Here is a 19824-nt window from a genome sequence, read left to right on the forward strand (position 1 = left end):
TCAGGATTCAGACCATGACTAAAGGGACGATCCGGCCAAATCTGCCGCCGAATCGGGAAAGAGGTTGCTCGTGCAAAGCTGCACTTGTAGGAGCCAGCTTGCTGGCGATCATCGATCTGACAGGCGCCAAGCATCACCGGCAAGCCGGCTCCTACAGGGCCCAGCGGCTTCATCACGCCCTGCGAAAGAGTCAGACCGGCGCGGCGCCACCGGAAACCGTTGCCGGGCGGCACAGCACCCAGTCATGCAGCAGCACGCGCAACTCGTCGAATTTCACCGGTTTCGCCAGGTAGTCGCTCATGCCCGCAGCCAGACAGCGCTCGCGGTCGCCGCTGTGGCTGTGCGCGGTGATCGCCAGCACCGGCAGCTCGGCGCAGCCCGGTAGGGCGCGCAGTGCGCGGCAGGTGGCGAAGCCGTCCATCACCGGCATCTGGCAGTCGAGCAGCACCGCATCCACCGTCTCGCCGCGCAGCAACTCCAGCGCCTCGGCACCATTGTCGGCAGTGCGCACGCGGTAGCCGAGCTTGAGCAACATGCCGCGGGTTACCAGCTGGTTGATCGCATTGTCCTCGACGATCAGTACCGTGCATTGCTGCGCCTGGCGCTGCAGCGCGCCGCCCTGCGGCCGTGCCGGGCGAACATCGCTGACCTGAGGTTGCAGCGGCAGAGTCAGCGGCACATCGAGGCGAAACCGGCTGCCCTGCCCCGGCTGCGACTCGTGACTGAGCACGCCACCAAGCAGGTCGACCAGTTGCCTGCTGATCGCCAGGCCGATGCCCAGGCCGCCGTACTTGCGCGTCATCGAGCCATCGAGTTGATGGAAGCGCTGGTAAAGGTCGCCGTCGCCGGGCGCGAATCCGATCCCCGTATCGCTGACCACCACACTCAACGGCAGGTTGCTGCCCACGCTACCGACGCGGCCGACCTGCAAGGTCACGCCGCCCTGGCTGGTGAACTTGATGGCGTTGTCCAGCAGATAGCCCAGCGCCTGCGCCAGCTTGGCCGCGTCCCCTTCCAGGGTGTCGGGCAGGTTGTCGTCCAGCTCCAGGGCGAACGTCAGCCCCTTGTCTTCGGCGCGCGCCGCATACTGGGCACGCAGACCATCGAACAGCCCGCGCAGGCTGAACGTCTCGCGCCGCGGATAGAGCTTGCCGGCTTGCAATTCGGTGAGCGCGAGGATGTCGTTGACCATGCGCATCATGTCGCGCGCGGACGCTGCAGCGGTCTTCTGGTACTGCTCCAGTTCGATGTCCATCTTCACCGTCTGCATCAGCTCCAGCGAGCCGATCACCCCGTTCATCGGCGTACGCAGCTCATGGGTCACGGTGGCGAGGAATTCATCCTTGAAACGGTTGCTGTCGGCCAGTTCCTGGTTCAGCGTTTCGAGCTTGCGTCCGGCCTCCTGGAGAATGCGCGTGCGCTCTTCCTTCATCGCATTGATGCGGTCGGCCAGCGCCAACGACAGCAGGCCCACTTCCAGCGCCGAACCGATCTGGCTGGCGTACATGGTGAGAAAGACGTTGGGCAGGTAGCCCAGCACCATCAGCGTGTTGACGATGCCGCCGATGAGAAAGGCGGTCCAGGCGAAGATGAAGTAACGCGCCACGCGCATACCGCGCAGCCAGGCAAGCACCCCGGCAGCGAAGATCACCACGGTGAACAGCAGGGCCAGGTAGGTGGCCAGACGCAATGCCGTGGCATAACTGACGCTCAGCGCCAGGATCATCACAACGGCGCCGCAGGCCATCAGCAGCAGCAACAGGCGATCGACCCAGGGACTGTGTTCGCCAGTGTGCAGGAAGCTGCGGGCGAACTGGCAGCCGAACAAGGCGGCCGAGCCGATCAGAAATGGCGTCGCGGCATTGGCCCACCAGGGGTTGTTGGGCCAGAAATACTCGATGCCGGCACCGTTGACCGAGACCTGATACAGGCCGAACGAGGCGATATAAAGGATGTAATAGAGGTAGCTGGTGTCGCGCACGCTGAGGAAGATGAACAGGTTGTACACCAGCATCACCAGCAGCACGCCGTAGATGATGCCAAGCACGTAGATACGCGCGGGCTGCTCTTCCAGATAGGCGTTGGGCGCCCACAGGGTCAGCGGCGCCTGGATCGAACCCTGGCTTTCGAGGCGCAAATAGATGCGCTTGTTCTGGTTCGGCTCGAGGTTCAGCTCGAACAGGTAATTGTGCTGGCGGATCTGGCGAGTGACGAAAGGCAACGAATCGCCAGTACGCTGAGCCAGGGCGAAGCCGCCGGCCTCGTCGGGGAGGTAGAGTTCAAGGTGATCGAGCGGCGGATAAGCCAGCTCCAGCAGCCAGTTGCGGTCCCCCTGCGCCTGGCGCGGCAGATAGTGCAGGTCCAGCCGCAGCCAGAATACCGAGCGCGAATAGCCGGCGTTGAGCACGGGCTTGTCATGCAGACGGAAACTACCTTGCACGGCGGGCGAGGCGATGTCGTCGATGCTGGCATCGCCGCGCACGTCCTCGAACACGTACATGCTCTGGCCCAGAGGCAAAGTGCGCATATGTTCGTCGAAGGTAACGGCGCCCACGAGCGAGGAAAAAACGAGGCTCACGATGAGCAGGAGCAGCCGGTACATACGACTCCAAAACCCTGTCAGACAGCGCCCAGGCCCCCATTAGCCCATCAAATGGCGCCGTCACGCACGGCAGACTTATATTCGAATCGCTCTACTCTAGGGACTGTTGGGTCGCTTTTCCAGATTCAGACGGCAGTTTAAGCAGCGCTTCACCTATGGCCTCGGCCAGATACTGCAGGGAAAACACGCCGCCATAGGTCCAGGTCGAGGGCATCGCGGCGAAGCGCTGCTCACGCACGAAAGGCATCGCCTGCCACAATGGCGAGGCGAACAACTGCGCCTCCTGGGCAAAGGGTTCGATATGCAGCACGACGCCCTCTTCGATGCGACCCAGCGCGGTGATCGGTACCTGAGTGATGCCCCAGGGGCTCGGCGCCAGGTCCATCGCAGGCTGAAGGCCGAGCAGCGCCAGCGCATGTTGCGGCATGGAGTTGGGGCCGTTGATGAAGGCGGCCGTCGGCGACGAGAGGCGTATCACCGTGACGGCCGGCAGACGCTGCCCGTAATGAGCCCGCAGCCGCTCGCGCCATTGCGCCAGCTCGGCGTCCATCGCCTGCAGGCGTTGCCTGGCCAATGCCTCGCGTCTCAGCGCACGCGCCAGGTCGAGAAACGCCTCGCGCTGCACCTGCAGATTGTCGTGCTGCTGGCTGAAGCCTTGGTACACCTGAACCGGCGCAATACGCTCTAGCAACGGGCGGATGTCTTCCAGCAAAGGCGGGATGACGATCAACTCAGGCTGCAACTCGGCCAGCAATTCGAGATTGGGCTCCAGGCGCGAACCGCTCGATGGCACGCCTGCGGGCAGCGTCGGCCGCACCACCCAGGCTCGGTAATCCCCGGCATCGGCGACGGTCAGCGGCGTCACGTCGAGCATCAGCAGATGCTCGGTGGCCTCCCAGCTCAGCGCGGCCACCCGTGGCGCATCACTCGCCCAGACAGGCGTCAGCCAAAGCAGTAGAACGCCGAGTAAGCAACGCTTCAAGGGCGTCTCTAAAAACGTTGACGAGGCCGTCAGCGCAAGGCGAAAACAGGCGAAAAAGCGCAGTTTAAGGATTGTAAATGAGCATTTTGAGACGGTTTTTAACGCAGCGATGACAACGCAGGTAGTTTTTAGAGGTGCCCTCACGCCAACCTCCCACGAATCAGCAGGTAGACGAAATAGCTGCCACACAACACCGAGGCGACAATGCCCACCGGAATCTGCAACGGGAAGATCAGGGTGCGGCCGACCCAGTCCGCCAGCAGCATCAGCACCGCGCCCAACGAGGCCGCCAGCAGCAGCTGCGGCAGCACCCGGCGCGCGCCGAGCATCACCGCGATATGCGGGGCCAAAAGCCCCAGAAACGCCACTGGCCCGAGCAGGCTGGTGACCAGCGCACAGAGCAGCGCCACCAGCACCAGCAGCGCCAGGCGCAGTCGCGGCACGTCGAGGCCGCGGCTGGCGGCCACCCCATCGCCGATGCCGATCAGCGTCAGCGCACGCTGGAACAGCAATGCCAGAGCGCCGAACAGCAGCACGCCAACCGTCAGCCACAATGCCTGTGCCGGTGTGGCGCGGTAGGTGGAGCCGGCCAGCCAGCCGAGCAACGCGAACGAGTCACCCGTGCCCTTGGCCAGCACGAACTGCAAGGCGGCGTTGAGCAGCGCGCCGAGGGAAATCCCCAGCAGCGCCATCAGCGCTGGTGAGTAGTGATGACGCCGGCCCAGCAGCATCAACACCGCCAGCACCGCCAGACTGCCGACGAAGGCAGCCAGCGGCGCGACCGCGCCGAACACCGCGCCACCGAAGATGATCAGCGCCAGCATCACCGCCAGCGTGGCACCCGCGGATAGACCGAGAATATCCGGGCTGGCCAGCGGGTTACGCAGCAGGCGCTGCAGCAGCAGACCGGAAATCGCCAAACCGGCGCCGGCAGAAGCGGCGGTGAGCACACGCGGCCAGCGTAGCGACCAGACCAGCGCCGACGGCCACTGCAGGTGCCAACCATCGACACCGCGGGCCAGCCCGAGCGCCACGGTCAGCGCCAGCACGGCGAGAAGCGCCACCCACAGCGCACTGCGCCAGCCGAAACGCTCGGCACCGCGCGGCAGCTGCAGGCCGCGCGGGTCTTCCGCCGCCAGGTGTCGGCGCGCCAGCCACAACAACACTGGCGCACCGATCAACGCCGCCGTCGCGCCACTGGGCACCAGTTGGCCGCTGACACGATTGGCCAGCAGCGCCAGGGCGTCGGTACCAAGCAACAGCAAGGCACCGAGCAACGCGCTGTAGAACAGTTCATCACGCGCCGTGCGGGCGCCAAGCATCTTCGCCAGATTCGGCGTGAGCAGGCCGATGAAACCGATCAGGCCGACCGCCGTGATCGACACCGAACATAGCCACAGCGCCGCCAGAAACAGCACCAGCATCACCGGCCACAGCGCCAGGCCACGGCCCTGAGCAGCATCGCCGCCAAGCTGCAGCAAGCTCAACGGCCGCGGCGCCAGGATCAGCACTGGCACTGCCAGCAACAGCTTGGGCCACAGCCACTGCACCCAGTGCCAGTCGATCTGCGCCAGATCACCCGCGCCCCAGACGAACAACCCCTGGGTGTACTGGTTGTTGATCAGCACCAGCCCGGCAGCCAGCGCGCCGAGCAACAGGTTCATGGCCATGCCGCCCAGCACCAGCGGCAGCCCGACAATGCCACTGCGCCCGGCAATCAGCAGCACCAGACCGACCGCCAGCAGTGCGCCGAGCAGTGCCGCCCAGTGTCCGTGGCTGGCCGCGAAGGTCGGCACCAGCAAAGTGGCCAGCACCAGCCCGAGCCAGGCCCCGGACGAGGCGCCGATGGTCATGGGCGACACCAGGCGATTCTGCGTGATCTGCTGTAGCAGGCTGCCGGACAGTCCCAGCGCAGCGCCCGTGAGCAGCGCCATGCTCAGCCTGGGTAGAGCTGACAGTTGCAGCTGCAGAAACTCGAAACTGTGTTCGGCAGAAGCCAGCATCGCCCACAGCTCGAACGGATCAAGATCGGCCGCCAGCCACAGGTGCAGGAGTGCCAGGGGCAGCAGCGCGAGCAGCGTCAGAAGGTGGCGTGAGGGCGCCGAAACTGCCGCCATGCTCAGGCCACCACGGCAATCTTGCGGGCGCTGCCGGGCTGTTCGATCAGTTCGATATCGATGTCGTAGAGCTGGCTGAGCAACGGCCCGCTGAGCAACTCGTCCGGGCTGCCGTCAAAGAAGATGCGCCCCTGTTTGAGGGCGATCACCCGGTCGGCATGCCGCGCGGTGAGGTTGATGTCGTGGAGGATGGCAACGATGCCGCGCCCACTGTCGCGATTGAGCTGGCGCAGCAGGCCCATCAATTCGTACTGATGCGCCAGATCCAGCGCCGAGGTTGGCTCGTCGAGCAAAAGCAGCGGCGATTGCTGGGCCAGCAGCATGGCGATCCAGGCGCGCTGGCGCTCGCCTCCGGACAGGCTGTCGGCCAGGTGATCGGCGTAATGGGCGACATCGGTCTGCGCCAGCGCCTGATCGACGGCTGCATGGTCCTCGGCGCGCCAGCGGCCGAGCAGCCCGCGCCAGGGGAAGCGCCCCAGATGCACCAGTTCGCGCACGGTCAGGCCAGCGACATCGGGCAGGTGCTGTGGCAGGAAGGCCACGCGCTGGGCAAAGTCACGGGCAGAAAAACCGGCCAGGGTACGCCCGTCCAGCTGCAGCGAACCTCGGGTCGGCTGCAGCTGCCGCGCCAGCAGGTTCATCAGGGTCGACTTGCCCGAGCCGTTGTGGCCGAGGATCACGGTGAAGCGATCACCTTCGAGGTGCAGTTCGTCCAGCGCCAGCGTCACCCGCTCGCCGCGGCGTACTTCGATATCACGCAACATCAACATGCCAGGGCCAGCTCCTCGCGCAGGCGCAGCAGGCGCTCGTCACGCCGTAGCTTCGGGCAGGTGCTGCACAGCTCGCCATCGCAACGCCGAAAATGCTGACAGCAGGCCTTGCGCTCCAGGGTCAGGCAGTCGCGGCCATCGTCCAGCCGCACCTCCAGCAGGTCGCTGCCACCACGCAAGTCCAATGCCTCCAGCCAGCGTGCCGCCAGCGCGCGCAGTTGCTGGTTGTCCAGAGTCAGCTGGCGCTGCACCAGCAACAAGGCGGCCAGCACGTAATCGGCCGCCAGGCGCTGGGCCAGCTTGCCGTGGATGCTTTGTACCTGGCAGAACTCGGCGTGCTGGCGGCGCAGCAGTTGCTCGAGCTGGCTGGCAGCCAGGCCGATCAGCTGATCTTCCGTAGCCTGCTGCGGGCAGTGCTCGGGCAGACAGAAACCCGACACCACGCCGCCCTGCACCGCCTGCCCCAGGCTCCCCAGACAGGGCACGCGCTGCGCCAGGTGTACGCCGAGCAAGGTCAGGTAGATGGGCTGCCAGACCAGGTAGGTCCAGCTGCGCACCGTCCAGTAATGCGGTCCGGCCTCGGGATGAGCCTGCTGCCAGTGCTGATAGAGCGCGGCAATACGCCGGTCGTTGCCCTCGCTACCGCACACCAGCAGATCGGCACCGGGCACACCGATACGCCCCTGCAGCCCAGGCAGGCTGCGGGCAATCACATCGAGCAGGTGGTGAATATCGTGCATCGCGGCGAACCCGGATGATGGAAGCAATGCGAAGAGCGAATTTAATCATCGATACGCATCTGCATCAAATTATCATTCGCCACTCAAGACTCAAGCCACCTTGGGCTTGCGCACCAGCATCGGGAACAACGCGGCGGTCAGCAGCAGCCCGGCAGCACCGACCCAGAACGGCATGGCCTGACCGTAGTGGCTGACCAGCAAGCCCGCGCCGTAGGCCGAGCCCATGTTGCCCAGGCACTGGAAGATATTGATCTTGCTGAAGTCCACCGCGTAGTGCTCCGGCGAGCTGAGCTCGAACAGCAAGGCATCGAGGCGCACGGTGACCTGATACAGCGCCCAGCCAAACAGCACGCGGCCGAGCAGGATCAGCCACTGATCGCCGAAGCCCTGGATGAAGGTGGCCGCCGCGCCCAGCAGCAGACCGGCGAGAATGCCGTCACGGGTGTTGCCCTGCTTGGTCGCGCGGCGCCCCCACCACAGCGCCAACACGGCCACGGCGCCAGGCAACGCATAGACGAAGCCGGCGGCCATCTCGCTGTTCCAGTGCGCCACCTGCTGCCAGTAGACGGCAAAGAACGGCCGGGTGACGTAACCGACGAAGTAGAACAGCAGCATCACCAGGCACAGGCGGTAGATCGCCGGCAGACTGCGCGCCTCGTTCTTCACCGGTGCCTCGTCGCTCGCCGGCTGCTCGCCCGGCGCCGGCAGGTAGCCACGCACCAGATGCATGCAGATGGCCATCTGGATGAAGTCGCCGGCGGCCATCACCAGAAACACATCGCCAATGTTCATGATCTGCAGAATCAGGCCGCCCAGCGCAGCGCCGAGAATGGCGCCGAAGTGCACTACCACCGACAGGGTGCCGATGGTCTGGGTGTGGTTGTCCTGCTGCTGCAGGCTCATCACGTAGGGGTACATCAGCAGGTAGCTGCCCTTGAACACCACCATCAGCAACGACACCACCCAGAACAGCGGCAGCGAGTCGATGAAATAGCAGGCGGCGGTCAGGCTGCCGGCCATCAGTTGCGCGCTGATCAGGATGCGCACCGGGTGCACGCGCTTGGCCAGACGCGCCCAGAGCGGGAACACCGCCATCACCACCAGGCTGACCACCGCCAGATACAGGCCGACATGCTGCTCCGGCGGATTGTCGAAACGCTCGGCGAAATACTGCGGATAAAAAGGAATGATCAGGTTATCGGTGATCACCGCCAGGGCGGTCATCATGATCAGGCAGGTACGCAGCGTCATCGGAGGCATTCGGGCAAGGCGGCAGGGCCGCGCATGATGCCATTTCCAGACTGGCTAACGCCAATACGCACGAGAATCAGAAAGGCTAACGACCGGCATGGCGTGCAGCGACTTGAGGCTTGTTAGTGATAAGCTCGCGCACCATGAAAACGCCAAACTTCCGCCCCGTAGTGCTGTGCATGTCCGGTCACGACCCCAGTGGTGGTGCTGGTCTGCAGGCCGATATCGAAGCCCTGCTGGCCCAAGGCTGCCACGCCGCACCGACGGTGACTGCCTTGACCGTGCAGGATACCGTCAACGTCTCCGACTTCCGCGTGCTCGACCGCGACTGGGTGCTGGCCCAGGCCCGCGCGGTGATCGCCGATATGCCGGTGGCCGCCGTCAAACTGGGCATGCTCGGCTCGGTGGACATGGTCGACACCGTACTCGAGGTGATGAGCCAGCTGCCGGGCGTGCCACTGGTCTGTGATCCGGTGCTGCGCGCCGGTGGTGGCGGCTCGCTGGGCAAGGATGACGTCGGCTATGCCATGCGCGAGCGTCTGTTCGCCGTGTCCACCATTGCCACACCGAACCTGCCGGAAGCGCGCATCCTCGCCGAACTGCCGGAAGGCAGCGCCGACGAATGCGCCGAGAAACTGCTTCCCTTCATCGAGCACCTGCTGATCACCGGCGGCCACGGCGACGAAGCCGAAGTGCACAACCGCCTGTACTGCCGTGACGGCAGCCGCCACACCTTCACCTGCGCGCGCCTGCCCGGCAGCTACCATGGCTCCGGCTGCACCCTGGCCAGTACCCTGGCTGGTCGCCTGGCGCTGGGCGAGGAACTGGTCAGCGCCGTGAAGAGCGCCCTGGATTACACCTGGCGCACCCTGCGCGACGCCGAACAACCGGGCCACGGTCAGTACGTGCCGCGCCGTCTGCCGCTGGACTTCGCCCAATGACTGCGGCGCTGCGTGGTCTTTACGCCATCACCGACACCCCGCTGCTGGCCGGTGGCAAGCTGCTGCCCTATGCCGAAGCGGCGCTGATCGGTGGCGCGCGCCTGCTGCAGTACCGCGACAAATCCGCCGATGACGTGCGCCGTTTCGATGAAGCCCAGACCCTGGCCGAGCTGTGCCGACGCCATGGCGCCACACTGATCATCAATGACGACCTGGAGCTGGCGGCACGCCTGGGCGTCGGCCTGCATCTGGGCCAGACCGATGGCTCGCTGGCCACCGCCCGCGCCCGCCTCGGTACCGAGGCCGTCATCGGCGGCACCTGCCACGCCCAGCTGGAGCTGGCCGAGCGCGCCGTCGCCGAAGGTGCCAGCTATATCGCCTTCGGCCGCTTCTTCAACTCCAACACCAAACCCGGCGCTCCGGCTGCCACCGTGGAGCTGCTGGATCAGGCGCGCGCGCGCTTTGCCCAGCCCATCGTCGCCATCGGCGGCGTGACCTTAGGCACCGCGCCAGGCCTGATCGCCCGTGGCGCCAGCATGGTGGCCGTGATCCACGCCCTGTTCGCTGCCGACTCCGCCACCGAGGTGGAAGACCGCGCCCGCGCCTTTGCCGCGCTGTTCGACTGATTCGTTTCCAGAGAGACCTGCCATGTCCCGTTCCGAAATCCTCTTCGCCAACGCCCAGAAACACATCCCCGGCGGCGTCAACTCGCCAGTGCGCGCCTTTCGCAGCGTCGGCGGCACGCCGCTGTTCTTCAAGCACGCCGAAGGCGCCTACGTCGTGGACGAAGACGACAAGCGCTACGTCGACTACGTCGGCTCCTGGGGCCCGATGATCCTCGGCCACAGCCACCCGGACGTGCTCGACTCGGTGCGTCGTCAGTTGCAGCACGGCCTCTCCTACGGTGCGCCGACCGCGCTGGAAACCGAGATGGCCGAGTTGGTCTGCTCGCTGGTGCCGTCGATGGAGATGGTGCGCATGGTCAGCTCCGGCACCGAGGCGACCATGAGCGCCATCCGCCTGGCCCGTGGCTACACCGGCCGCGACAGCATCATCAAGTTCGAGGGCTGCTACCACGGTCACTCCGACAGCCTTCTGGTCAAGGCCGGCTCCGGCGCCCTGACCCAGGGCGTGCCGAACTCCGCGGGTGTGCCGGCGGCCTTCGCCAAGCACACCCTGACCCTGCCGTTCAACGACATCGACGCCGTGGCCGAATGCCTGGCGCAGGTGGGTAAGGAAGTGGCGTGCATCATCGTCGAGCCGGTGGCCGGCAACATGAACTGCGTGCCACCGGCGCCGGGCTTCCTCGAAGGCCTGCGCGAGCAGTGCGACAAGCACGGCGTGGTGCTGATCTTCGACGAGGTGATGACCGGTTTCCGCGTCGCCCTTGGCGGCGCCCAGGCGCACTACGGCGTCACCCCGGACCTAACCACCTTCGGCAAGATCATCGGCGGCGGCATGCCGGTGGGCTGCTTCGGCGGCAAGCGCGCGATCATGGAGTGCATCGCCCCGCTCGGCCCGGTCTACCAGGCCGGCACCCTGTCGGGTAACCCGCTGGCCATGGCCGCCGGCCTGACCACGCTGAAGCTGATCAGCCGTCCGGGCTTCCACACCGAGCTGAGCGACTACACCACGCGCATGCTCGATGGCCTGCAGCAGCGCGCCGATGCCGCCGGCATCCCCTTCGTCACCACCCAGGCGGGCGCCATGTTCGGCCTGTATTTCAGCGGCGCCGACGACATCGTCACCTTCGCCGACGTGATGGCCAGCGACAGCGCACGCTTCAATCGCTTCTTCCACCTGATGCTGGACGGCGGTGTGTACCTGGCGCCGAGCGCCTTCGAAGCGGGCTTCACCTCCATCGCCCATGGTGAAAAGGAGCTGGAAATCACCTTCGCGGCCGCCGAGCGCGCCTTCGCCGAGCTGAAAAAAGCCTGATGCAGTACAGCACGGCCTTCAGTGACGCGTTGCTGGCCCTGGCCTGCGCTGCCTGTGTGTGGCTGATCGGCCGGGCACGCGGTCGCTACGGGGAGGGCGATCAGCCGGCGCTGTTCTGCGCCCTGCTCGGCTTCCTGCTGCCGGCTGCGGCGGCCAGCGTCGGCGTGATTCGCTACGGCTTCGACCCAAGCTGGCAGGCCGCGCACCTGTGGCTCTCGCAGGCCAGCAGCTTTCTCGGCCTGCCGCTACTCGGTGCCGCAGCACTGGCGCTGGGCCGTGGCTGGGCCTGGAGTCGACCGAACTGGGGGCGAATCCTGCTCGGCCTGTGCGCCTTCTTCGAGCTGTTCCGCCAGCTTGGTTATATGGAGGACTACCGCCTGGCGCTGAACCTGGCCACGCTGGTGCTGATTCTCTATGCCGGCGCAGTCCAATGGCCGCGCCGCGCGCCAGCGATCAGCGCAGCTGTGGTGGTGGGCCTGTTCCTGCTGGCCGGTGTGGCAGTCGGCACCGAAGGCGTGATCGGGCCGCTGCGCCGCATCGACCTGTTCCACGTGCTGCTGGCACCGGCTTACCCGCTGCTGGCCTGGCTGCTGCTGAGCCTACCGGGAAGTGCGAAACGACAGACCGGGTAAAGCCTTTGTAACAAGCGCGCGGTTTATTCCATAATGCGAGGGTCGGCACGTTTTGCGCCGACCGGGCACGTCACCCGCCCTGAACTGCCGAGGTCCCGTTATCCAGATGAACCGCACCGGCCGCACCCTGTCCCTGGGCTGCCTGTTGCTTTTCCTCCCGCTGTTTGCATTCGCAGGCGGTAATTCGCTGTTGATCCCCGCCAGCGGCAGCTGCGCGCTGAACGCCTCCCCCGAAGAGATGCCCGATGCCCTGGCCAGCTGCCAGGAAATGGCGCGCGCCGGCAACATGCAGGCCGCCTATGAGTTGGGTGAGTACTACTACGACGGCAAACGTACCCCACGCGATTTCAAGCAGGCCCTGACCTGGTTCGAGCGCGCCTCGCTGCAGGGCCACGCCGAAGCGCAGCTGCGCCTGGGCACCATGTTCTTCCGTGGCGAAGGCGTACCGGCCAACAACGTGCAGGCTTACATCGTATTGAAGATGGCGTCGGTCAATGGCTCGGACGAAGCCATGGACAGCGCCGACCTGGTGTCGGCGCAGATGCGTCGCGATGAACTGGAAATCGCCAGCCAGGTGCTGGGCCAGATATTCCGCAGCTACCTGCTGGAACTGCAGACCGCCGAAGGTCGCTCGCCCTTCTCGCCGCTGCCCTGACCCACAGGGTGGGCCGAGCGGCGATGCGCTTCTGCCCACCGCATGACTCTACGCTTGAGGCGGTGGGCTGAAGCCCACCCTACCTTATCCCGTGCAGCCGCCGCTTACTTGTCCGGCATCGGCATGGGGAACGGCATCACATTGCCGCCGCCCTTGGCCTCGCTGATCTTCGCCGTGCCCAGGCGCTCCACCTCGTCGATGCGGATGATCGCGTGCATCGGCACGAAGCTGCGCACCACCCCCTCGAACTGGGCCTTGAGCTTCTCCTCGCTGGGATCGACCACCAGTTGGCTGCGCTCGCCAAAGACGAACTCCTCCACCTCCAGAAAGCCCCACAGATCGCTCTGATAGATCTGCTTGGCGTACATCTCGTACACCTGGCCCTGGTTAAGGAAAATCACCTTGTAGATGGGATCGCGCTTGCTCATGAAGACTCGAAGTCAGGAAAAACAGGGCGCGCAGGATAGCACAAGGCGGCAGGTGCCGAGCCCACACCGTAGGGCGGCCTCACAAGTGCAGCGAGTAGCCCGCCGGGCCAGGAAAAGCCTCATCCACATACCGTTCCGCAAACGGAACACCGTTCACTACTCCAGACAGCACTGCCGGTAATAATATTCGCTAACTAAGGAAGCCACTCATGACAAGACGTCTAACTCGCTATCTCTTGCTGTTCACCATTACCTTGGCACTCCCAATACACGCGACAGAAGCCAACTGTTCGCCACAGGCCATTCATCGTCCATTGGTCAACGACTTCTTCTCCCGAGGCGATTACGAGGGGGCTATCGCTCGCCTGGAGCAAGCCAAACAACAGCAGGATGCCTGCCGCCCTGAAACCCTTGATGCCGATTGGTACTGGCTGCGTAGTGACTTATCACTTGCCTACCTCAAAGCTGGCCGCGAACAGGATTGCCTCGTTCTGCTCGGACGACTGATCAACAATACCGCCAGTTTTCAAGACATCCGGCAGAACCTGGAAAATGAATACAGGCTCCACCGCGCGCTGGAAACCAATCAACAGCTATGCGGCGCCGCGCATGAAAAGCGACTGAGCGCTTACAGATCGCCTCCTTGTCCTCAACCTGTGCGCGGGGCCCTGGCCAGCGTTGCCACCGCTGCAGACCGCTGCTTGGTGCTTCTACCTGTAACTGAAGCGGAAAGCTGCCCCAAGTTAGAGGAATGGCAACATGGAAAACCCCTGCGACAGCTCAGCCCCTCGAAAGACGACATCACCAGCTCACTCGCCGACACTTCGCGCTGTTGCAGCATCCAGACATTGCGCGTGTCCAAGGACAACGGCCAATACCGCATCCGCCTACAAGGCGAGGGACGAGACTGCTACGGCGGCACAGCCTATGACTTGATCGACACCCTGTATTTGCTGAAAGGAAACGAATTGGTACCAGAACAGGACTTCTCGGGGACACGTTGAGCGCTTATTGCCCCAATCCAGCTTTGCTCTGCACGCTTACCCGCCACTGTAGCCTGTCGCCCGCCTCTCCCCTATAATGCGCGGTCATTTTTTAACCACCTCAGACAGTGCCATGACCAAGAAGCTCTATATCGAAACCCACGGTTGCCAGATGAACGAGTACGACAGCTCGCGCATGGTCGACCTGCTGGGCGAGCATCAGGCCCTGGAGGTCACGGAAAAGCCCGAAGACGCCGACGTGATCCTGCTCAATACCTGCTCGATCCGCGAGAAGGCGCAGGACAAGGTGTTCTCCCAGCTCGGCCGCTGGCGTGAGCTGAAGCTGGCCAACCCGGACCTGGTAATTGGTGTCGGCGGCTGCGTGGCCAGCCAGGAAGGCGCGGCGATCCGCGACCGCGCGCCCTATGTCGACGTGGTCTTCGGCCCGCAGACCCTGCACCGCCTGCCGGAAATGATCGACGCCGCACGCACCACCAAGACCGCGCAGGTGGACATCAGCTTCCCCGAGATCGAGAAGTTCGACCGCCTGCCCGAACCGCGCGTCGACGGCCCCAGCGCCTTCGTCTCGGTGATGGAAGGCTGCAGCAAGTACTGCACCTTCTGCGTGGTGCCCTACACCCGCGGCGAGGAAGTCAGCCGCCCGCTGGTCGACGTGCTGATGGAAATCACCTCCCTCACCGAGAAGGGCGTGAAGGAAATCACCCTGCTCGGGCAGAACGTCAATGGCTACCGTGGCGAAGCGCCGGACGGCCATATCGCCGATTTCGCCGAGCTGTTGCATGCCGTGGCCGCGCTCGATGGCATCGAGCGTATCCGCTACACCACCAGCCACCCGCTGGAGTTCTCCGACGCGATCATCGCCGCCCATGCCGAGATCCCGCAGTTGGTCAAATACCTGCACCTGCCGGTGCAGTCCGGCTCCGACCGCATCCTCGCGGCAATGAAGCGCAACCACACCGCGCTGGAGTACAAGTCGCGCATCCGCAAGCTGCGCGCCGCCGTGCCGGACATCCTGATCAGCTCCGACTTCATCGTCGGCTTCCCCGGCGAGACCGAGAAGGACTTCGAGCAGACCATGAAGCTGATCGAGGACGTCGGTTTCGACTTCTCCTTCTCCTTCATCTACAGCTCGCGCCCCGGTACCCCGGCCGCCGATCTGGTCGATGACACCCCGGACGAGGTGAAGAAGCAGCGCCTGGCCCTGCTCCAGCACCGCATCAACCAGAACGGTTTCGAGAACAGCCGGCGCATGGTCGGCACAGTGCAGCGCATCCTGGTCAGCGACTACTCGAAGAAGGACCCGGGCATGCTCCAGGGCCGCACCGAGCAGAACCGCATCGTCAATTTCCGCTGCGACAATCCGCGCCTGATCGGTCAGTTCGTCGACGTGCATATCGACGACGCCCTGCCCCATTCGCTGCGCGGCACCCTGCTGGATGCCGACACCCTCCACTAACGTAGCGGGCGCCCCCACTTTGCGTTGTCGGCGCCCAGCGTTATGCTGCCTTTCAATACCCAGACAAGTGACGATCACACCATCACCTTGAACACCTCTCTAGAACCTCATCGTTTCACCCTCGAACCCTTCGAGGCCCGCCGTTTCGCCAATCTCTGCGGCCAGTTCGACGAGCATCTGCGCCTGATCGAAGAGCGCCTCGGTCTGGAAATCCGCAACCGTGGCAACCAGTTCGAGATGCTTGGCGCCGCCGAAAAGACCCAGGCCGCCGAAACCCTGCTGCGCAAGCTGTACCGCGAAACCAAAGCCACCGAGCTGTCCCCCGACCTGGTGCACCTGTACCTGCAGGAATCCGGCGTCGAAGAGCTGGCCAACCCCAGCAATGCGCCGCAGGTGACCCTGCGCACCAAGAAGGGCGTTATCAAGCCACGCGGCGTCAATCAGCAGCGCTACGTCAAGGCCATCCTCGACAACGACATCAACTTCGGCATCGGCCCGGCCGGCACCGGCAAGACCTACCTGGCCGTGGCCTGCGCGGTGGACGCCCTGGAGCGCGAGCAGGTAAGACGCATCCTGCTGGTGCGTCCGGCGGTCGAAGCCGGCGAGAAGCTCGGCTTCCTGCCCGGTGACCTGGCGCAGAAGATCGACCCCTACCTGCGCCCGCTGTACGACGCGCTCTACGAGATGCTCGGTTTCGAATACGTGGCCAAGCTGATCGAGAAGCAGGTGATCGAGATCGCACCGCTGGCCTACATGCGCGGCCGCACCCTTAACAACAGTTTCATCATTCTCGACGAGAGTCAGAACACCACCGTCGAGCAGATGAAGATGTTCCTCACCCGTATCGGTTTCGGCTCCACCGCCGTGATCACTGGCGACATCACCCAGGTCGACCTGCCGCGCGGCACCAAGAGCGGCCTGACCCACGTGATCGACGTGCTACGCGACGTGCCCGGCATCAGCTTCACCCACTTCAAGCCCAAGGACGTGGTGCGTCACCCGCTGGTGCAGCGCATTGTCGAAGCCTACGAGCGCCACGACGCGCGCCTGCACGGCAAGGTCGACAGCCACGATGCTTGAACTCGACCTGCAACTGGCCACTGACGGCCAGCACCCGGACGAAGCGCAGCTGCGCCGCTGGTGCGAACTGGCGCTGCGCCAGCGCACGGCCGACTCCGAGTTGACCATCCGCCTGGTCGATGAAGCCGAAGGCCGCGAGCTGAACCACACCTGGCGGCACAAGGACTACGCTACCAACGTCCTATCCTTCCCTGCCGAGATTCCTGACGGCATCCTCGACATTCCGCTGCTGGGCGACCTGGTGATCTGCGTACCGGTGGTCGAGCGCGAAGCTGCCGAGCAAGGCAAGACACCGGAAGCGCACTGGGCCCACCTGGTGATCCACGGTTGCCTGCACCTGCTGGGCTATGACCATATCGAGGAAGACGAAGCCCTCGAGATGGAAGAACTGGAACGACAATTGCTCGCCGAACTGGGTCATCCTGACCCTTATGCGGAAGACGAATGACGTGATCATGAAACGCTATGCAGGAGCGCCGCCCCGGCGCGAAAGGATCGTGGCGACAGCACGACATCGGTGCGCCCGATCCCTTCGCCGCGAGCACGCGGCTCCTACAAAAGCCTGATTGCGACCTCAACAGCCGACACGTAGATAGCCAATAACTTTTCCTGACAAGGACCCCGAGTAAAACGCCATGAGCGAAGACCGATCGAGCAACGAGCAGAAGTCCTGGTTCAACAAGCTGACCCAGGCTTTTGCTCATGAGCCGAGAAACCGCCAGGAACTGCTGGAAGTCCTGCGCGAAGCCCACCAGAACAAGCTGCTCGACAGCGAAGCACTGGCCATCGTCGAAGGCGCCATTCAGGTCGCCGACCTGCAGGTACGCGACATCATGGTGCCGCGCTCGCAGATGATCAGCATCAAGGCCAGCCAGACGCCCCGCGAATTCCTGCCCGCCATCATCGACGCAGCGCACTCGCGCTACCCGGTGGTCGGCGAGAGCCTCGACGACGTCATCGGCATCCTTCTGGCCAAGGATCTGCTGCCGCTGATCCTGCAGGGTGAACAACCCAACTTCAACATCAAGGACCTGCTGCGACCGGCCACCTTCGTGCCCGAGTCCAAGCGCCTGAATGTGCTGCTGCGTGAATTCCGCGCCAACCACAACCACATGGCCGTGGTCATCGACGAATACGGCGGCGTCGCCGGCCTGGTGACCATCGAGGACGTGCTCGAGCAGATCGTTGGTGACATCGAGGACGAGCACGATGTCGAGGAAGACGGCTACATCAAGCCGCTGCCCTCCGGCGACTACCTGATCAAGGCACTGACGCCCATCGACAGCTTCAACGAAACCTTCGACAGCCAGTTCTCCGACGACGAGTACGACACCGTCGGCGGTCTGGTGATGAGCGCGTTCGGCCACTTGCCCAAGCGCAACGAAGTTACCGAGATCGGCGAGTTTCGCTTCCGCGTGCTCAACGCCGACAGCCGTCGCATCCACCTGCTGCGCCTGACGCCAGTCAGCCGCTGACGGCTGCTATCCGGGGATGGCAACCGAGCCTCCCCGGATGCATCCGGCACTGAAAAAGCCGTCATACCCGCGCAGGCGCGCATCCAGAACCTGCGAATCACCTAGGCTCCCGCATCTGCGGGAGTGGCGATAAATGGCTTTTTCAGAACAGCCCTGGCACTTGCCGCCTGCCACTGCCTGCCCCTACCCTTGCGCCACCCCGATTCCCAAGGACCCGCTCATGCTGCAATGGATCACTCGTCCGGGCTGGCCCGGTCACCTGCTCGCCTGCGGTGCAGGCGCCCTGACCACCCTGGCGCTCGCCCCTTTCGACCTCTGGCCATTGGCCGTGCTGTCCATTGCCCTGTTCTATTTCGGTCTGCGCCACCTGCGCCCCGGCCAGGCAGCGCTGCGCGGTTGGAGCTATGGCTTCGGGCTGTTCGCCGCGGGTACCAGCTGGGTATATGTCAGCATCCATGACTATGGTGCTGCATCACCGGCACTGGCCGGCATTCTCACCCTGGGCTTCGTCGCCGGCCTGGGCCTGTTCTTCGCCCTGACTGCCGCTCTCTGGGCGCGCTGGATACGCCGCAACGAAGCGCCACTGGCCGACGCCCTGGCGTTCGCCGCGCTATGGGTCACCCAAGAAGTGTTGCGCGGCTGGTTCCTCACCGGTTTCCCCTGGCTGTATGCCGGCTACAGCCAGCTCGACGGACCGCTGGCCGGTCTGGTGCCCGTCGGCGGCGTCTGGCTGTCATCCTTCGTCATCGCCCTGTCGGCCGCGCTGATCATCAACCTGGAGCGCCTGCGTCCGCACAAACCGCGCTACATCTGCGCCCTGCTCCTGCTGCTGAGCCCCTGGCTCGCCGGCCTGGCGCTGAAGGATCACGACTGGACCCGAGCCGCAGGCAGCAGCCTTACGGTCGCCGCCGTGCAAGGCAACGTCGAGCAGAACCTGAAATGGGACCCGGCCCAGCTCAACGCGCAGCTGGCGCTGTACCGTGACCTCAGTTTCAGTGCCGAGCGGGTCGATATTCTGGTCTGGCCGGAAACGGCGATCCCGGTGCTCAAGGACATGGCCCAGGGCTATATCGGCGTGATGGATCGCTTCGCCCGTGACCGCAACAGTGCGCTGATCACCGGCGTGCCGGTGCGGCAGTCCAACGAGCGCGGGGAGATTCGTTACTACAACGCCATCACCAGTTTCGGCGAAGGCCAGGGCACCTACCTCAAGCAGAAGCTGGTGCCATTCGGCGAATACGTGCCCCTGCAGGAAGTGCTGCGCGGCTTGATTGCTTTCTTCGACCTGCCCATGTCCGACTTCGCCCGCGGCCCGGCCGACCAGCCACCGCTGCTAGCCAAGGGGCATCGCATCGCACCATTCATCTGCTATGAAGTGGTCTACCCGGAGTTCGCCGCAGCACTGGCAGCGGACAGCGAAATCCTCCTGACGGTGAGCAACGATGCCTGGTTCGGCACCTCCATCGGCCCGCTGCAGCACCTGCAAATGGCGCAGATGCGCGCGCTCGAGGCCGGACGCTGGATGATCCGCGCCACCAACAACGGCATGACCGTGGTGATCGACCCGCAGGGCCGTATCCAGTTCGGCTTGCCGCAGTTCGAACAAGGCGTGCTCTATGGCGAAGTGCTGCCCATGCAGGGACTCACACCTTATCTGCAATGGCGCATCTGGCCGCTGGCGATTCTCTGCGCCCTGTTGCTGGGTTGGGCACTGCTGGCCAGCCGCATGGCCAAGACCCTGTAGGGCGGTCTC

General features: G+C 64.5%; 18 protein-coding genes. 11 read left to right on the plus strand and 7 right to left on the minus strand.

Annotation, left to right across the window (positions count from 1 at the left end; all coding sequences use genetic code 11):
- Nucleotides 1-190: 190 nt before the first annotated feature.
- The 6 genes from BLS08_RS20830 to BLS08_RS20855 all read right to left on the minus strand — a co-directional run bounded on the left by BLS08_RS20830 (nucleotide 191) and on the right by BLS08_RS20855 (nucleotide 8462).
- The gene (locus BLS08_RS20830; protein WP_055987234.1) at nucleotides 191-2602 is read right to left on the minus strand and encodes a hybrid sensor histidine kinase/response regulator; all 2412 of its coding nucleotides are present in this window, start codon (nucleotides 2600-2602) and stop codon (nucleotides 191-193) included.
- Between the two features lie 91 nt (nucleotides 2603-2693).
- Entirely contained in the window at nucleotides 2694-3584 is an 891-nt protein-coding gene (locus BLS08_RS20835) for an ABC transporter substrate-binding protein (RefSeq protein WP_055987236.1), read from the minus strand.
- Nucleotides 3585-3724: 140 nt separating this feature from the next.
- Nucleotides 3725-5701, minus strand: a complete 1977-nt coding sequence (fhuB, locus tag BLS08_RS20840; protein WP_055987239.1) for a Fe(3+)-hydroxamate ABC transporter permease FhuB — start codon at nucleotides 5699-5701, stop codon at nucleotides 3725-3727.
- A gap of 2 nt (nucleotides 5702-5703) precedes the next feature.
- Nucleotides 5704-6471, minus strand: a complete 768-nt coding sequence (locus BLS08_RS20845; protein WP_055987240.1) for an ABC transporter ATP-binding protein — start codon at nucleotides 6469-6471, stop codon at nucleotides 5704-5706.
- Entirely contained in the window at nucleotides 6465-7211 is a 747-nt protein-coding gene (locus BLS08_RS20850; RefSeq protein ID WP_055987243.1) for a siderophore ferric iron reductase, read from the minus strand. The genes BLS08_RS20845 and BLS08_RS20850 overlap by 7 nt, the downstream gene beginning before the upstream one ends.
- Before the next feature lie 90 nt (nucleotides 7212-7301).
- Nucleotides 7302-8462 (minus strand): MFS transporter, encoded by a 1161-nt coding sequence (locus tag BLS08_RS20855; protein ID WP_055987245.1) that lies wholly within the window; start codon nucleotides 8460-8462, stop codon nucleotides 7302-7304.
- Between the two features lie 143 nt (nucleotides 8463-8605).
- On the opposite strand from BLS08_RS20855, the gene BLS08_RS20860 reads away from it, so the two are divergent.
- From BLS08_RS20860 to BLS08_RS20880, 5 genes are all read left to right on the plus strand, one after another.
- Nucleotides 8606-9403: a hydroxymethylpyrimidine/phosphomethylpyrimidine kinase gene (locus tag BLS08_RS20860; RefSeq protein WP_055987247.1), complete on the plus strand. Its 798-nt coding sequence runs from the start codon at nucleotides 8606-8608 to the stop codon at nucleotides 9401-9403.
- Entirely contained in the window at nucleotides 9400-10029 is a 630-nt protein-coding gene (gene thiE, locus BLS08_RS20865; protein ID WP_055987250.1) for a thiamine phosphate synthase, read from the plus strand. Before BLS08_RS20860 ends, thiE begins: the two co-directional genes overlap by 4 nt.
- Nucleotides 10030-10051: 22 nt before the next feature.
- Nucleotides 10052-11341 (plus strand): glutamate-1-semialdehyde 2,1-aminomutase, encoded by a 1290-nt coding sequence (gene hemL, locus BLS08_RS20870; RefSeq protein WP_055987251.1) that lies wholly within the window; start codon nucleotides 10052-10054, stop codon nucleotides 11339-11341.
- A complete protein-coding gene (locus tag BLS08_RS20875) occupies nucleotides 11341-11973 on the plus strand; it encodes a DUF6962 family protein (protein WP_055987254.1) in 633 nt (210 codons plus the stop codon). Before hemL ends, BLS08_RS20875 begins: the two co-directional genes overlap by 1 nt.
- 106 nt (nucleotides 11974-12079) lie before the next feature.
- The gene (locus BLS08_RS20880; protein WP_017675490.1) at nucleotides 12080-12628 is read left to right on the plus strand and encodes a tetratricopeptide repeat protein; all 549 of its coding nucleotides are present in this window, start codon (nucleotides 12080-12082) and stop codon (nucleotides 12626-12628) included.
- 104 nt (nucleotides 12629-12732) lie between these two features.
- On the opposite strand, the gene BLS08_RS20885 is transcribed toward BLS08_RS20880, so the two are convergent.
- A complete protein-coding gene (locus BLS08_RS20885; protein WP_013717157.1) occupies nucleotides 12733-13056 on the minus strand; it encodes a DUF1820 family protein in 324 nt (107 codons plus the stop codon).
- A 209-nt stretch (nucleotides 13057-13265) separates the two neighbouring features.
- Between BLS08_RS20885 and BLS08_RS20890 the strand changes: the two genes are divergently transcribed.
- The 6 genes from BLS08_RS20890 (at nucleotide 13266) to lnt (ending at nucleotide 19815) form a co-directional block, all read left to right on the plus strand.
- On the plus strand, nucleotides 13266-14060 hold the full coding sequence (locus tag BLS08_RS20890) for a hypothetical protein (RefSeq protein WP_055987256.1): 795 nt from the start codon (nucleotides 13266-13268) through the stop codon (nucleotides 14058-14060).
- Between the two features lie 112 nt (nucleotides 14061-14172).
- On the plus strand, nucleotides 14173-15516 hold the full coding sequence (miaB, locus tag BLS08_RS20895; protein WP_055987257.1) for a tRNA (N6-isopentenyl adenosine(37)-C2)-methylthiotransferase MiaB: 1344 nt from the start codon (nucleotides 14173-14175) through the stop codon (nucleotides 15514-15516).
- Nucleotides 15517-15603: 87 nt separating this feature from the next.
- Nucleotides 15604-16596 carry a PhoH family protein gene (locus tag BLS08_RS20900; RefSeq protein WP_055987457.1) on the plus strand — a complete coding sequence of 331 codons (993 nt, stop codon included), beginning with the start codon at nucleotides 15604-15606 and terminating at the stop codon, nucleotides 16594-16596.
- A complete protein-coding gene (gene ybeY, locus BLS08_RS20905; RefSeq protein WP_055987259.1) occupies nucleotides 16589-17044 on the plus strand; it encodes an rRNA maturation RNase YbeY in 456 nt (151 codons plus the stop codon). Before BLS08_RS20900 ends, ybeY begins: the two co-directional genes overlap by 8 nt.
- A 187-nt stretch (nucleotides 17045-17231) precedes the next feature.
- Nucleotides 17232-18071, plus strand: a complete 840-nt coding sequence (locus BLS08_RS20910; RefSeq protein ID WP_017675494.1) for an HlyC/CorC family transporter — start codon at nucleotides 17232-17234, stop codon at nucleotides 18069-18071.
- Between the two features lie 220 nt (nucleotides 18072-18291).
- Nucleotides 18292-19815: an apolipoprotein N-acyltransferase gene (lnt, locus tag BLS08_RS20915; RefSeq protein WP_055987261.1), complete on the plus strand. Its 1524-nt coding sequence runs from the start codon at nucleotides 18292-18294 to the stop codon at nucleotides 19813-19815.
- The last annotated feature ends 9 nt before the right edge of the window (nucleotides 19816-19824 follow it).

This window comes from Ectopseudomonas chengduensis (genome assembly GCF_900102635.1).
Classification (GTDB): domain Bacteria; phylum Pseudomonadota; class Gammaproteobacteria; order Pseudomonadales; family Pseudomonadaceae; genus Aquipseudomonas; species Aquipseudomonas chengduensis.